Annotated in this window: 12 protein-coding genes; 9 read left to right on the top strand and 3 right to left on the bottom strand. The window is 22.3% G+C overall.

The genetic code is table 11. The features are described 5' to 3' along the window. Positions 1-126 precede the first annotated feature (126 nt). The 3 genes from T523_RS08245 to T523_RS08235 all read right to left on the bottom strand — a co-directional run bounded on the left by T523_RS08245 (position 127) and on the right by T523_RS08235 (position 5,484). A complete protein-coding gene (locus tag T523_RS08245; protein ID WP_042708536.1) occupies positions 127-2,577 on the bottom strand; it encodes a UvrD-helicase domain-containing protein in 2,451 nt (816 codons plus the stop codon). Between the two features lie 567 nt (positions 2,578-3,144). Next, the gene (locus T523_RS08240; RefSeq protein WP_042708498.1) at positions 3,145-4,413 is read right to left on the bottom strand and encodes a hypothetical protein; all 1,269 of its coding nucleotides are present in this window, start codon (positions 4,411-4,413) and stop codon (positions 3,145-3,147) included. Between the two features lie 429 nt (positions 4,414-4,842). Then, positions 4,843-5,484: a queuosine precursor transporter gene (locus T523_RS08235; RefSeq protein WP_052334704.1), complete on the bottom strand. Its 642-nt coding sequence runs from the start codon at positions 5,482-5,484 to the stop codon at positions 4,843-4,845. Positions 5,485-6,346: 862 nt separating this feature from the next. On the opposite strand from T523_RS08235, the gene cas10 reads away from it, so the two are divergent. From cas10 to cas1, 9 genes are all read left to right on the top strand, one after another. Then, positions 6,347-8,965, top strand: coding sequence for a type III-A CRISPR-associated protein Cas10/Csm1 (cas10, locus tag T523_RS08230; RefSeq protein WP_084486472.1), 2,619 nt, complete (start codon positions 6,347-6,349; stop codon positions 8,963-8,965). A 4-nt stretch (positions 8,966-8,969) separates the two neighbouring features. Further along, positions 8,970-9,449, top strand: a complete 480-nt coding sequence (csm2, locus tag T523_RS08225; protein WP_042708497.1) for a type III-A CRISPR-associated protein Csm2 — start codon at positions 8,970-8,972, stop codon at positions 9,447-9,449. A 13-nt stretch (positions 9,450-9,462) separates the two neighbouring features. Beyond that, positions 9,463-10,197, top strand: coding sequence for a type III-A CRISPR-associated RAMP protein Csm3 (gene csm3, locus T523_RS08220; RefSeq protein ID WP_042708496.1), 735 nt, complete (start codon positions 9,463-9,465; stop codon positions 10,195-10,197). A 47-nt stretch (positions 10,198-10,244) separates the two neighbouring features. Next, positions 10,245-11,249: a type III-A CRISPR-associated RAMP protein Csm4 gene (gene csm4, locus T523_RS08215; protein ID WP_042708495.1), complete on the top strand. Its 1,005-nt coding sequence runs from the start codon at positions 10,245-10,247 to the stop codon at positions 11,247-11,249. Next, positions 11,249-12,364: a type III-A CRISPR-associated RAMP protein Csm5 gene (gene csm5, locus T523_RS08210; protein ID WP_042708494.1), complete on the top strand. Its 1,116-nt coding sequence runs from the start codon at positions 11,249-11,251 to the stop codon at positions 12,362-12,364. The genes csm4 and csm5 overlap by 1 nt, the downstream gene beginning before the upstream one ends. A 12-nt stretch (positions 12,365-12,376) precedes the next feature. Beyond that, positions 12,377-13,744 (top strand): TIGR02710 family CRISPR-associated CARF protein, encoded by a 1,368-nt coding sequence (locus T523_RS08205; RefSeq protein ID WP_042708493.1) that lies wholly within the window; start codon positions 12,377-12,379, stop codon positions 13,742-13,744. A 131-nt stretch (positions 13,745-13,875) separates the two neighbouring features. Beyond that, positions 13,876-14,541 (top strand): CRISPR-associated endonuclease Cas6, encoded by a 666-nt coding sequence (locus tag T523_RS08200; protein WP_042708492.1) that lies wholly within the window; start codon positions 13,876-13,878, stop codon positions 14,539-14,541. A 132-nt stretch (positions 14,542-14,673) separates the two neighbouring features. Beyond that, on the top strand, positions 14,674-14,952 hold the full coding sequence (gene cas2 / locus T523_RS08195; RefSeq protein WP_232229056.1) for a CRISPR-associated endonuclease Cas2: 279 nt from the start codon (positions 14,674-14,676) through the stop codon (positions 14,950-14,952). Positions 14,953-14,970: 18 nt separating this feature from the next. Next, complete coding sequence (gene cas1 / locus T523_RS08190; RefSeq protein ID WP_042708491.1) at positions 14,971-15,978, top strand: CRISPR-associated endonuclease Cas1; 1,008 nt, start codon at positions 14,971-14,973, stop codon at positions 15,976-15,978. Positions 15,979-16,700 lie beyond the last annotated feature (722 nt).

Raw genomic sequence — 16,700 nt, 5'->3', positions numbered from 1 at the left:
ATTAAGCAGTAGTTCATTAGTTTCTATAAATTAAATTATATTTTTAATATTAAGCAGTAGTTCATTAGTTTCTATAAATTAAATCATATCCTTTAATATTAAGCAATTTTTCATTAGTTTCATAAATTAAATCATATATATTTCATCAAATCCTATGAATTCTTCATCTCTATTCCAACCTAATGCAACATTAGGTATAGATTTATGTTTTGTTTTTGTATCATATCCATAGATATTACTATTTAAACCAATTAATATTAAAACATCTTGAGCTCTTGAGAATGCTACAAAGTATCTTCTAATTAAATCATCAAAAGATCTGTCTACTTGGTCTCTTTCTATAAAATCCATTTCCTCGCTATATTTTCTTAATCTGTCCTCTAATTCCTGATCTTCTCCACCTTTTTTAGGAAATCTTTGAGGACTTGTTGATGCTAAATCCTTTTTAAATTCAGAACCAACATCTACAATTACAAGTGGAAATTCCAATCCTTTAGATTGATGTATAGTCATAATATTTAATCTATCATCAGGTAATGTATCAAGTAATTCCTCTTCAATACTTACTCCACCTGTTGCAATTGGTATAAAAACATTCCAATATAATTCATCTATTGAATTATATTCATTTTCAGGACTATCAAAGTATATTGTTGATGCATATTTATTAAAGAAACCTGTTTGTGTAATGGTTTTTGTAATTGCTTCAAGAAATACCACTCCTTCAATATCATCTTGAAGCACATCAATCCATGAAATAAGTTTATATGCTAAATCCATTAATCTAGCTTCTTTTGGCCAATTATCCATTCCATATGGTATTCTAACTTGCCATTTTTCAACAAAATCATTTAATGTTAATGGTTCATGAGGTTCTGGGTTTTTATCAATAAACCGTTTTGCTTCCTCTCTCCATTTTTTCATTACTCTATTTGCACCTTTAGGTATTTCTTTATCTTTTTTCTGTACTACCATATCAGGGTCTATACATTCAAGCATTAATCCACAAAATATTGCAACATATTCAATATCTTGAATATCTTTTCCACGTGGATTAAAGACATTAACTCCTCTATGTTGAAGTGTACGTCTAAGATAATATGTAAATTTATGTCTATGACTCATTGTAGATTCTTTTGTTGAATATGTTAAAAATGCAATATCTGCTGCAGAACCATTATTTTTATCTAAATCAATTACAAGTTTATCTTCTTTTTTAGCATTATTTTTATTTATTCTTTTAGATTTATTTTTAAAGGTTCCTTTTTCATCTTCCTTATTTAATAGTTTAAATGAATTTGAATTTACAATACTTTTTATTTTCCTTTCAACATGTCCTTTATTTATAAGTTCTGCAATTAGATTTGATAAATCACGAGCAAGTATATCTTGACTAGATCTAAATAAACCAATAATTGGAATATCTTTTCCTTTATTATTTTCAGGACATACAATTGGTGGTTTATGACTTACTCTTGCATTTTGATACTCACTATCAAGTTCTGCAAAATGATTACATAAATCAATGATTTTCTCAGTAGATCTATAATTATCTTTAAGATTAACTTCCTCAATATTTGTGTTTAATTTCTTTTGAGCTCTATTTTTAAAATTAGTAAATAAATCTACAGTTGCACCTCTAAAACGATATAATGATTGATCATCATCCCCAACAACTATGATTCCACCATTGTTTTTAATTGCATATTTTCCAATATTAAAATAAATTTTCTCTTGTAAAAGATTAGTATCTTGATATTCATCTACTAAAATAAGTTTAATGGTCTTTAGACTTTCATCATATTTTCCTTTAATTATATTATCTAAAAAATAAGATTCAAGCATTGGAAAATCAAGACTATTTCTTGATTTAAGTTCTTCTTCAAATTCTTCAATAATATCTATAGCTGCTTTTGTACCAGGATCTTGTATTTTTTTTATTTCATTAAAGTCTACAAAATCATAATACATTTTATTTTTTATTGTAAGAAGATCTTTACTCATTATTGATGGATTTTTAATTGGACCTTTACCACTAAAATCTCCAAGATACTCTTGTAAGTCTTTATTTTCATATTTATTATCTTGAAGAAGACAGTTTCTCATTGCAGATTCTGCAATGAAATTTTCAATAACATTTGGAATATTTGTACCAGGTTCACGATTTAATTTAATTAAATCTTGTGCAACACTATCAATAGTACCAGTCATAATCTGATTAAAGTCAATATGTGCTACTTTATGTAAATCTTTGTGATTAACATCATAGTCTAGAAGATTTTCAAGAAGGTAATCTTTAATTTTATATCCCCAATCAAGAATCCTACTATCTAATTCATCTGCAGCTTTACGTGTAAATGTTGTTGCAATAATTTCTTCAGGTTCAACATCATCTACAAATATACTTTTTAATATTTTAAGTACAATTACTGTAGTTTTACCAGAACCTGGTCCTGCAACTATAAAAAGAGATTGATTTAAATCAGAACTTATTGCTGATTTTTGATCTTTATTTGATGAAATATCACGTTCTAATATATTTACTACTATTTTTTCAAATTCATCATAACTAATCATATTAATCAAAATTCCAATTTTATATTTAATTATATTTATGATTAAAAATCATCTGTTTTAGAAAGTATTATAAAATTAATATTTAATTTTAAAAATTCTTATTAATTATTGTTTTTTAAAGTTTTATTAATTATATTTTGATTTTTAAACTTATTATTGATTTCTTTGTTTTGTTTTCGTGTTTTTTTTTTTAATTTTTTGTGATTGTTTGTTATTTGTTTTTTTAGGATTTTTATTAAACTTATTTGTGATTATTTTTTTATTAAAATTCTTATTAATTATATTATTTTATTTAAATAATATATAAAACATTATCATAGCATTTGAAAACTAATTATTATATTTTTATTAAATTTTCAGGATTTTACTAATTTTTATTATTTAATTAAGTTTAAAAATAGTCTTATAAAAATTATTAGATTTTTTTGTTTTTTAATTAGTGAAAATATTATTAATTTTTAATAAACTAAATTAATATAAATTTAATATTGATATTATTTTAATAATTATCTGTTATATTGAAATTATTAATTTAAAATTTAGACAGACTTTTGTAATATTTTTAACTTATAATGATGTTATATTGAAATTATTAAAGTTAAAACCAGTATATTCTTCTAATTCATCATTAATATTAAATTTATCTGTTTTTTTAATATCGTTTTTACTAGCATTTAGATCTAATAAAAAGCATAATGTATCAAATTTATATTCATCCATATTATTTAAATATATAATTAAATTTTCAGTTTCTTTTGTTAATAAATTAATTATACTATTAAAAACATCTTCATAATTAAAGAACTCTAAATAGTTTAAACTATTTAAAAAGTTTAAATCACTGTGATTTAATGATTTTTTAGTTTTATATTTACCTAAAACTTTTAAAAATTTTATTGAATCTCCAGCAATATATTGATTATTAAATGACACATATAATAAACTATTAAATGTTTTTTTATTTAATTTATTATTAGTAACTAGATTATTAAGCTTTTTTAAGAATAAATTAGCATTAGTAGATAGATTATCATTATTTTTTTTAATATTATCATTTTTTAATTCAGAATCTAGTAAATCTAAATCTTTAAAATTTATATCATAGAAATCAGATTCTTCAATATTTCTATTAAGATTTAATTCTTCAAATTCAGAATTAGGTAAATCTGGTGTAATTAACTCATATAATTCATTAGGATTTGAATAATTAACTGAATCAACATTATAATTTTTACTATCTATTTTTTCATTATTATTTGAATTTAATTTTATTAATGATAATTTTTCAAAGTTTAAATCATTTATAATATCCTTATTTTCAATACTTTCTTTTATTTTTAGAATTATTCTATCATTAGGAAATAATTTTAATGCATCTTCAATAGTATTTAATGATAGATTATAGTTACATAGATTGTATAATGTCATTATTTTTAATTGATAAATCTTTTTTCTAGGATTTAATTCTAAAAGTTTATTAATGTATTCTAATGATTTTTCATATCCTTTTTTATTAAATAAAAAAATAGATAAGTTATATAATGAATCTTCATGATTTGGATTAATATTTAATGCTCTAGTTAAATATTCATATTCTTTATCATAATCCCATAAATATCTTGAAATTATGGATTTAACATATAATAAGTCTGGACTTTTTGGATTATGTTCTAATCCTTCATCTATAAATGATCTTGCACTTATGAAATCTCCTTCATCTATAAATTTTTCTGCTTTTTCTTTTACATATTCTATATCAGAACATAATTCAAATCCACAGTATTTACAGATTCTTCTTTTTCTTGAAACCTCATGTTCACAATTAGGGCATTTCATAATTTTTCACATAATAATTTATATTGACTATTTTTTCTTGATATCCTTATTTTATTAGATTTTAGAATTTAGAATAGTCTTAATAGTATTGAAACGTTATAATCCTTATTTTAATAGATTATTTTTATTTAAATTTATATTAATATTTAAATTATTATATATTTTCTTTAAAATTTTATTTATAATTAAATAATTTTAATAATTTAAATGTAGTCTATGTAAAATAAGATAATTTTATTCTAAAAATATTAAATTTAATACAATAATATAATTTCATTTATAATATTATAATTATTTTTGTAAATATATTATTAATAATATTATGAGTTTATATTAAATTATTTTATTTTTGATTAGTAATATTGTAATCTTTTAAAATAAAAAGTAAAAAAAGAAGAATTAAAAATTAATTCTTTAAATAATTTAAATTTAAGCTTCTGCTGGTGCATCTTCTCTTGCCCATTTAACAGTTCTTTCAGTAAATGGTTGAGCAATACAAATCCAGACTAAACTAAGTAACCAGTGAGTAATAATCATTATTACAACATCAACAATAGGTACTGCAAATATAAATGCTAAACCAATGAAGATAATATTATCTACTAATTCTCCAGTAGCAATAGCACCTAAGTTTTTAATGGTTAAATGACTTGTTCCACGATTTACAATTGCAGTTAATCTTGCATTTACAAGGTTACCAATAATATAACTGACATAAGAAGCAACTAAGATTCTTGGTGTTTGGGTAAATACAAATGCTAAAGCAGCATTTCCTTGATAGTATGCAGGAGATGGTAAAACTAATTGTAAAGTAGTCATGAAAACAAATAATATATCAGTACATAAACCTAAAATTAAAGTTCTATGAGCTGCTTTTTCTCCGTAAACTTCTGTAATTACATTAGTTAAAACATATACAAGTGGATAGATCAATACACCTGCAGGTACTTCCATACCTAAAAATTTAACGTCAATAATTTTTACAGTAATTAAGTTTGAGATAATAAAAGCTACACAGAAAAATGCTGAAATGATTATTCTCTTTTCAGTATAATCAAAATGTGTATCCATTATATCTTTTCTCTAAAAAGTTTATAAATAGTTAATTGCTTTAAACATAGTTTAAAAATCAATTGTTTATTATTTTACTATTTTAATATATAAAAACCTTTTGAATAAAATATCAATTGAACTTTATAAATTTAAAACGTGCTTAAAATATATTTAATGTAAATTAAATTATTATAATGAATGTGTGAATTTAATTTAAGTATTTATTAATTATTATAAAATTATTTTATAAATTTCTAAATATGTACTTTATTTTTTTTTATTATTCTTTGTTTTATTTTAATAATTTAATTTTCTTATTAAATTTATATTTAATTTAAAATTAATTATTTTATTTAATTGTAGATGTTTATTAAAGATTTTTTAGAGGATTTATTTTTTCTATATTTAATTAATTATATAAATTTTCATATTTTTCTAGATTATTTGTAAATTATATAATATTATTTATTTTTGATTATGTTTTCTATAAAATTTTTAAAAATCATTTGAAAAAGTTTATAAATATCTTATACTAAATTTATTATTAGTTTATGTTTAGCTTAAATTTAGTTTTTATATGGATTTTTGTTAAAATGGGGGTTGTTTATAAGTTTTAGGTTAAAATATATCATATTTATTATTAAAACTTTTAATATTTTTAAAAGTATTTTTTTCATGTATTATAATTTATTAAATGTTTATTCAAGATTTTAATTGTTTAAAAAGTTAAATTTTAAATAATATTTTATTTTTATTGAAAATATTATTATTTAAATAAATTTTAAAAATTTAAAATAAGATTATATTACATTTAGTATTCTAATTTTTATTATTGTTTTATTTTTTAATTTAAATTTAATTAGATATTTGGAGGTTAATAATGGAGAAAACTGATTTAGAATTTGCATCATTACTACATGATATTGGTAAATTTTATCAGAGAACTGGACATGAACATGATTCAGTGTATAAAAAATATTCTACTGATGATTTTGGTTTTACTGGTGCTCATGCTAAATGGTCTGCAGATTTTATAAGTCATTATTGGAATGAAAATATTGTAGATTTGGCTTTGTATCATCATAAACCAACAAAATCAAAGAATAAAAAATTATGTGATATTGTTCAGATTGCTGATCATCATTCCTCTGCTGAAAGGGTTTCAAGAGGGGATAATGAAAAAGGAGAAGTTTTAAAATCATTACTTATTTCTATATTTTCTGAAATTTCAATTGAAGGAAATAAGATTATTGATGAAATGTATGTTCCTTTAAAAGAATTGAAATTAAATAAAAATGCAAGTACTGATATTAAAACTATGAATTTTAATATCTTAAAACCGATTTCTAAAGAAAAGATGTCTGGATATAATTTAAGAAGTGAATATAAACAATTATGGATTAAGTTCATTAAAGAAATGAAAAAATTAAGTATATATGATTTTAATACAATTTTAGCATTACTTAAAAAATATACTTCCACGATACCTTCTTCCGCATATGTTGATAATGGGGATATATCTTTATATGATCACTCTAAAACAACTTCTGCTTTAGCTACTTGTAGATATTTATTTAGTAAAGATTCAAAACTTAAAAAAACTACTAATCAAAATGTTTATTTGGCAATTAATGGGGATATTTCAGGAATTCAAAATTTTATTTTCAAAGTATCTTCACCTAAAGAAGCTCAAAGTGGTATGAGTAAAAGATTAAGAGGAAGATCTTTATACTTAACATTACTTTGTGACGCAATTGCGGATTATATTGCAGATGCATTAAATCTTACAAAAGCAAATATTCTTTTCTGTGGGGGTGGAAGATTTACAATTATTGCACCTAATACAATTGATACTAAAAATAAGCTTAATGAAATTAAAAATATGATAAATAAAAAGTTTATTGAAAAATTTAATGCAGAATTATATTTTGCTCTTGTTTATAATGAATGTTCTGGAGAAGATCTTGAAGAATTCGGTGATATTACAGTTAAATTATCAAATAAATTAGCAGAAGATAAAAAACATAAATTTATTGATAATTTAGATGATGTATTTGATTTTGATAAAGAAGTCAAATATCAAGATTTATGTTCTGTTTGTGGTAAACTTTATGATAAAAAAGGTGAAAAGAATATTTGTCCAGATTGTAAGGATAATGAAGAATTAGGACAACATGTAGCAAATGCAGATTATATGATTAAAATTTATTCTAAAGAAAATATAGATAAATTTAAAAAATATACATCATTTGATTTGTTAAATATCGCTTATTTATTTAGAAAAGAATCTAAATTTTTGGTTGATGATATTAAGAAACTTGCTAAAGATGCTGATAGAATTGAAGTTGTTAAATTAAATGATACTGATTTTCTGGATTTGGAATCTGAATTTGATTTAGATATCCGAGATAAACTTTCTTTTAGTTTTGGTTTCTTAGGTAATGTAGTACCAAACCTTGGTAAATATTCAGATACTACACATCCTGATATGCCTTTATACTTTGAACATTTAGCAAAAATTAGTAAAGGTTCAAATAAATTAGGATTATTGAAAATGGATGTGGATAATTTAGGTAGAATATTTTCAGAAGGGTTTAAGAATGAATCTAATGTTAATAAACGTAATATTGGTAAACCAAGTATTTCTAGAATTTCTACATTAAGTTCTCAATTAGACATGTTCTTTTCAGGTATTATAAATGATATTGCATCTAATTATAAAGCATATACTAATTTAAGTGATGAAAGTCTTATAGAAAAATTTGATGACTTTGAACTTGAAATTCAAAACGATTCTGATGATACAGTAAAGGAAACATTTACTATTTATAGAAAAAAATCAGATGCATGTCTTAGTTCTAGTGAAAAAAAATCTTTAGAAAAATATGAGATTCCAACAATTCATATTAACTACTCTGGTGGGGATGATTTACTTGTTTTAGGGCCTTATGATGATATTATTTCATTTGCAGGTGAATTAAGAGAAAAATTTAAAATATGGACTTGTAATAATCCTTCAATAAATTTATCTGCAGGAATAAATATTATTTCACCTAAATTCCCAATTGGAAAAGCAGCTATTATTGCTGAAGATTATTTGGAATCTTCTAAATCTTGTGGTAGAAATAAAATTACAGTTTTTGGTGAAACTGTTAATTGGGATAATGATGGTAAATTTAAAGGTTTCAATGATTTATATGAATTTGGATGCAAACTTGAATCATATTATAATGAAAAATATATATCAAAAAGTTTTGTTTATTCTTTATTAAATTTATGGAAAAATAATTATGATTATAAAGGATTGTTTAGTGATTCTGAAAAATGGGATGAAGATAGATATAAACGTATAAATACTAGGCGTTTTGTACCTTTATTTAAATATAAATTAAGATTAATTAAAAATAATGAGATTAAAGAAGATTTGGATAAAAGTGGACTTAAATTTATGCCTTGGATTAAAATTCCAGCATCTTGGTTTAGTTTAAGAATGAGGTGAAAAAATGGGAAGAAAAAATTATGGAAATAAAAGACATAATAGAAATTTTAATAAAAATAATGATAATGATGAAATCTCAGATGTCATTGATAATATTAAAAATTTAAGTATGTTATCAGACATGTCTGTAAAAGACTTTGCTGATGAAGGAGGATATGCAGATATTGTTGCTTATAATTCTGGAAATTTAAATACAAATCAATTAAGGAAATTTTTTGGTGCAGTACGTTTAATGGAGAAAAAGGATGATTTGACTTGGGAAAAAATTGAACCGGATTTTTATATTTTAAAACCAAGATTAGCAGTTTCTGCAGGTAGGGGAAATATTAGTAAAAGTTTTTATAATTTAATGATGGCAACAATGAAAAAAGTAGATGTAGGTAACGAAGAAGATAAGATAAAAAATTTTAAGATATTTGTACAATTCTTTGAATCTATTGTAGCTTATCATAAATTTTATGATAGTAAGAAAGGTAAATATTAGGGAGGTTTAAAACATGTTTAAAGAAAATTATGTTATTAGTGGAAAAATTATTTGTGAAACTGGACTTCATATAGGTGGATCTAATGATAATATTGATATTGGTGGTTCAGATAATGTAATTATAAGGGATGTTGTTTCAGATTTACCTTTTATTCCAGGTTCTTCTCTTAAAGGTAAACTTCGATCATTATATGAATTGAATGATAAAAAATCTTCAGAAAGTGTTTTAGAAAATAATGGCGGTCCTGCAGTTGATGAAGAATGTAATGCTGCAAAGATTTTTGGAATTTCTGCAGATACTGATAATAAATTAAAATTTCCTACAAGACTTATTGTTAGAGATTCATTTCCTAGTGAGGAATCTATTGAATTGTGGAAAAATCATGACGACATTGTTCGTGGAACTGAATTAAAATATGAAAATAATATTAATCGTTTAAATGCTAATGCTACTCCAAGAAACATCGAAAGAGTTCCAAAAGGTTCTTCATTTGATTTTGAAATGGTATTTTCAGTTTATGATGGTGATGATAATAATCTTATTGGTGTATTTGAGGCAATGCGTCTTTTAGAAGATAACTATTTGGGAAGTAGTGGTACTAGAGGTTCAGGTAAAATTAAATTTTCTAATATAACTCTTGTTAAAAGAGACAAAGATTATTATAGATATGATGAGGATGAAAAAACTATAGTTGAAAATGTGGAACTTTCTGAAGTAATAAATAAAGTTAATAATAAAGATTCTTAGGTTTTTAAATAGATATTTTATTTTAAACTAATATGTGTGGTGAAAAAATGTTAATTTATTTAAAACCTTTATCTATCTTCCCAGAACTTCATTCTGATACTTTATTTGGGGCAATCGTATATGCTATAAATGAGTTATATCCAGAAATAACTAATGATATGATTTCTGCATTTGAAGATGAACCACCATTTATTCTTTCTTCTACATTCCCATTTATATTCAATAATAATAGTGATAAAGATTTTAAGGATACTAAAAAAATTAAGTTCTTCCCTAAAATTATATTTCCACAATCAAAAGATGAGGAAAATATTAAAGTTAATCCTAAAAATTATAAAGAATATAAAAAAGTTGATTTTATAGAAGATAGTATATTTTTTAAATTAAATAGTGGAAAATTATCTGAAAGTGAAATCCTTAAAGATTTTAAATCATATACAAGGATTAAAGGTTTACTTTTAAATAAAGGCACTAAAATAAATGATAATATTCAAGTTAGTTATGGTGAAAATATTATTCCAAATAATTCTATTAATCGTATAACTAATGAAACAAATGATATATTTTATACTTCTGGTAATGAATTCAAAAACATTGGTTTATTCTTCTTTGTTGAATTTTATGATGAATCATATATGCCTCTTGTTAAAGGAGCAATAAAATTCTTAAGAGATAGAGGTTTTGGTAAAGATATATCTACTGGAAAAGGCCAATTTGATTATTATATTGATGATGATTATGAAATTGAATCTGAATATGAATTTAATTCTGATAGTAAATATAATTATTTTATTAATTTGTCTAGATTTATTCCAAATAAAGAAGATTTAAATCATATTGATAAAAATTCTAATTATGAAATTGGTTCAAAAAGAGGAAGAAGTTCATCTAATGAAATTAGAAAACAAGTTAGGTTCTTTAAAGAAGGTTCAATATTTCCACAATATGAAAAATATTATGGGAGAATAATAAAATCTGGAAAGATTAATCCTGCAGTTGAATATGGATTTGCATATCCTTTAAAATGTATTAATGTAAATGGAGGTAAATAATGTCAAATAATTTATATAATTTTACTTTAAAAACATTAAGCCCTATACATATTGATGATGGTAAATCTTATACTCCTGCAGAATTTGCATATTCCAAAGCTAAAGTTAATGGAAAAAATGAAAAAATAATAAAGAGAATTGATTTAGTGAAATTTTACATGTCTTTAAATGATGATGAAAAGGATAAATTTTTAGAAGATTTAACTAATCCTAATTTTAAATTAAAAAGTAAAGACTTAAAAAATAGAGGAAAATGCTCAAGATATAATTGTATTGACAGGACTAAAACTAGAGAAAAAAATATTCCAATTAAAGAAATTCTTGAACATGTTAAGACTTCTGATAAATTATATATTCCAGGGTCATCTATTAAGGGATCTATTAAAACAGCTATTTTCTATAATTTAGTTAATAAAAATGATATTTATAGAATTCAAAATATTCTTAAAAATGGTCATATTATTAAAAGAGAATATAATAGGTTTGTAGATTCCTATTTTTCTGCACCTCGTGGAAATTCTGCTCAGAAAAGTATTTTTAGATTTATGCAAATTCCAGATACTGATAATATTATAAATATTCCTAGAATTTACGAGTCATGGACTGTAATGGCAACTCCAGATAGTAGAAAACATGAATTTTATTCAGTAAAAGGTAATAAGGTAAGAACTTTCTTAGAGGCAATACCAAAAAATAAGGTGTTTAATTCAAGTATTAATATAACTTATGATTCTAAATTTTATAAAAGTTTAGATGTTGATGATAAAAAGGATATTTTAAATATTGACAATATTAAAACTTCAATATTTAAATTTAGTAGAGATTTAATTGAATATGAATGGGATTTTGCAGATGAATATGGTATTGATTATTTATATAAATTTTATAAGAAAATAAGTAAATTAAATACTAAAGATTCACCTCTTTTAAGAATTGGTTCTGGTTCTGGTTTAATGGGAACTACTATTTTAATGAAGATTAAAGAATATGATTATGAAAGATTTTCAGATATTCAAAAAACATTTAAAAAACAATATGACTATGAATTTCCTAAATCTAGAAAAATAACTTCACAAGGAGAGCCATTTGGTTGGACTCAATTAAATTTTAAATAAAAGGAGTAAATTATGTCAGATAAAAAAATTTTAGTTTTAAGTGTTGGGGGTTCTCCAGAACCTTTAATCATTTCTATTAATACATTTAAACCAGATGCAGTTTATTTTATTCATTCAAAAGAAACATTAGAAACAATTAAAAATGTTGTATCTGAAGTTCCCTTTGAATTTTCATATAAAACTAAATTAATTGAAAATCCGGAAAGTCTTCAAGAATCATTTGATAAGTCAAGAGAAGTTCTTCTAGAATTAAATAAAGAAGAATATAATATTCATATTGATTTTACTGGTGGAACTAAACCTATGGTTGCAGGTTTAATCCTTGCTTCAACTGGTGATAAATATATTGACTCATGTGAATATACATATGTTGGTTCAAAAGCAATGGAAGGTGCACGTGATAAGAATGGTGTAGGTATTGTTAAAAATGGTTTTGAAATGATTAAACCTCAAAAAGATCCATTTGAAACATATGCTATTTTAGAGTTTAATCGTGGAAAAGATTTTTTTAATAATTATCAATTTGAAGCTTCTCTTAAGAATTTTAAAGATGCAAAATCAAAACTTGATGATGGTTCTTTAAAAGATTTAGCAGAATTTTATATAAATTTAGTTAATTTATATCAAAGCTGGGATAAATTTAATTCTAAACTTATTGTATATAATGAAAAATTAGATAAAAATGAAAAATTTAAATTATCTACTTATCTACAAAAAGAAATAATTGAAAAATGTCCTAAAAAAAGTTTGATGAAAGATTTTAGGAATTTTGATGAATTTTATAAACAATTAGAAAATAATTTAAAATTTTTAAGATTAAAATTAAGTAATAATGTTCAAAAAGGTATAGTTTATTATCTTCCCGATTTATTAAACAATGCTCGTCGTAAAATTGATATGGGTGCATATGATGATGGTGTTGCAAGATTATATCGTTCTATAGAATTAATTGCTCAACTTGAACTTAATAAATTGGGTTTAATTGATAAAAATAAATTAAGGGACAACCATGTTTTTTACATTAATAGGGAACAATTTAATCTTGAAACTATGGATCATACGAAAGCTAAAGAACAAGTATCAAAATGGCATATAAAAGATTATGAGGAACGTGAGGATACTTTCAAATTAGCCTTGGTTAAAAGTTTCACACTACTTAAATTATTTGATATTCAATTAGCTAGAGATTACTTTGCAGATAGAGAACTTGAAAGTGCTGTTAAAAATAAAAGGAATAACTCTATTTTAGCACATGGTTTGGAACCATTAAGCAAAGAATCTGCTAATGATTTCTATGATAGGGTTTTATCATATGCAATTAGGGCATATCCTGATATTGAAAAGTATATGGAACTTGCAAAATTCCCTAAACTTGAATAATTATATTTTTTTAAGATATTTTTGTAAAATAAGACTCTTTGTTGTAATTATTTAAGGTTAAGATATAATTTATCTATTAAATAATGGATTATATATAACGGAGTCTAAAAAACAAAATAAGGAGATTAAAATTGAAAATTAATACAAGTTACCTAGTATTTAAAACAGATAAGCCAGTTACTTGTGAAGCTAGTAAACTTAGAGGATTTATTGGAAATAAATTTAAAAATCAAACTCTTTTTCATAATCATTATGGTAATAATAAATTTTTATATAGTTATCCTCTTATTCAATATAAAATTATTAATGGACAAGCTAGTATTTTAGGTATTGAAGAAGGTGCTGACTTATTAAAAGAAATTTCTTCAGAAATTAAAGAATTAAAACTAGATAAAACATATTATGTTGATGAAAAAATAATTTATGATAAAGAATATGATATTAACACAAGTAATGAAGAATATCATTATAAATTTATTTCACCTTGGCTTGCATTAAATACTAAAAATTATCAGAAATATAAGAGTATGTCAAACTGGAGGGAAAGTAAATTATTTTTAAACAATATTTTAGTTGGTAATATTCTTTCAATGAGTAAAGGTTTAGGTATTATTGTAAATAGACATCTTTATATTAAATCTCATTTAGATACTGTTTCCACTAAATATAAATCTGTAAATATGATTGGATTTACTGGAGAATTTAAAGTTAGATTTAAAATACCGGATTTCTTTGGTTTTGGAAAAGGAGTAAGTCAAGGTTTTGGTACTATAAAAAGAATAAATATTGATGAATAAATTATATTTTATTATAAGTTTTACATAAAAATTATTAAATTTAAATTTATAAAATTTTTCATTTATAACTATTTTTTGGATTATATTATTGAAAATCAATAATTAAATTTTAAATTAAGGGGGAATTTAAAAATGTTAATATTTGTTATGTATGATATATCTGATACACCTACACGTTCAAATTTTATTAAACGATTAAGATATTATGGATTAAGAAGAATTCAAAAATCTGTTTTTTCAGGTATGTTAAGTATTGATGAAAGATTTGATTTAGCTGAAGAATTTGAATTATATTTATCATCTGATCATGATAGTATTATACTTATTCCATTATGTGAAAATTGTAATGAATCTATTTTTATTGAAGGTGATTTAAAATTACCTAAAAATGAAGAGTATGCTATTTTATAAAAGCTTTTGGTGTTTATAATGAGATTAGTAATTGATGGTTTTGGTAAAACTGTTAGTAAATCAGATAATCAAATTGTAATTAAAGAAAATAATAAAGAAATTGATTATTTTAGAGCACAAGATATTACACAAATATTATTTATTGGTAAAGGATCTATAACATTTGATGCATTAAGTTTACTTGCTGAATATGATGTTGATTGTGTATCTCTTAATTGGAAAGGTCATGTTGATTATAGACTTTCACCACCTGAAAAAAAGAATGTTATAATTAAAAAAGAACAATATTTTGCTTTAAATGATAAACGAAGTGGTGAAATAGCTAAAAGTTTTATTAAAAGTAAAATTGAAAATCAAAAAGCAATTATTGGAACAATAGCAAAATCAAGAGATGATAATGAATTTTTATATCAACAAAGAGATAAACTGAATGAATATATTTCTAAAGTAAGCAATATAAAATCTGATAGAATTGATAAAATTCGTAGTAATATTTTAGGTTTTGAAGGTCAAGCATCAGTAGAATATTGGAAATGTTTTTCAAATATTGTGGATGATAAATGGGGGTTTATGTTAAGAAGTGGAAGAGGAGCACAGGACCCAATTAACTCTTTATTAAATTATGGTTATGCAATACTACAAAGTGAAGTATGGAAAGCTATTTATATCGCTGGATTAGATCCATATTGTGGTTTTTTACATTCTGAACGATATGGTAGAGTAAGTTTAGTTTTTGATTTAATGGAAGAGTTTAGACAACAAATAATTGATAAGGCAGTTTTATCAGTAATTAATAAAAATAGACTTTCAATTGATGATTTTGAATATAAAGAAGGATCCGTTATAATAAATTCTAAAGGAAGAAAAATTTTAATTTCAGAAATATATAATAAATTAAGTTCAAAAATAAAGTTTAATAATAAAAACATGTCTTATGAAGATATTATTTTATATCAAGCTAGATTATTAACTAAATATTTAACTGGACAAGAAAAAGAATATGTTGGATTTTATAGGAGATGGTAGTAAAAAATCTATATTTTTATTACTTGTTTAATAAATGAATTATTTTATATTATTAATTGTTTTTTAGTTGAATTAATTATAGAATCTGTTTAAAATTAGTTTATTTAAAAATTTAATTTTCTAAAAACAATTTATTATTTATAATTTTATTCTAAATTTAAATACATTCAATAAAATCAATTATATTTTTTTAAATTTTATTTAAATTTTAAATATATCTATAATTTTATTAAATTTAATATAAATTCTTAAATTTATATATTTTTTTATTTTAATAAAATTTTTCTTTTTAATTAAATAATAACTTTATTTAATCTATTTATTCTTAAAAAACTATAATTTAACTAATTTTATAATATCTTTAAAATTAATTAATTTGTGCAAGTCTATTTCTTTTTAAGTATTTAATAATATTTATCCTTAAATTATTACATTTTTATTTTCTTTTAAATCTAATATTATTATAAAAATTTATATGATAATATTTCTTTTATATTATAATTTCTTAAAACTTCTTATTTTTTTATTTTAAATTAATTTTATTTAATTTTTTATTAGAAAAACTTTTATATTATTTGTGCAATACTTTATATATGTAGGTTAATTTTTTTAACTTGCACAATATGTCACTAAAAAGAGTGTTTCTGCATTAGTTAAAAGTAAAAATTAATAAAAAATCTCGGCTATTGCAAACACTAATCTAGTAAAATAAGGATTGTGAC

The organism is Methanobrevibacter wolinii SH (assembly GCF_000621965.1).
In the GTDB taxonomy this organism is placed as follows: Archaea; Methanobacteriota; Methanobacteria; order Methanobacteriales; family Methanobacteriaceae; genus Methanarmilla; species Methanarmilla wolinii.
The sequence above is the reverse complement of the archived record's forward strand: the minus strand, read 5'-3'. Positions and strand labels throughout refer to the sequence as shown.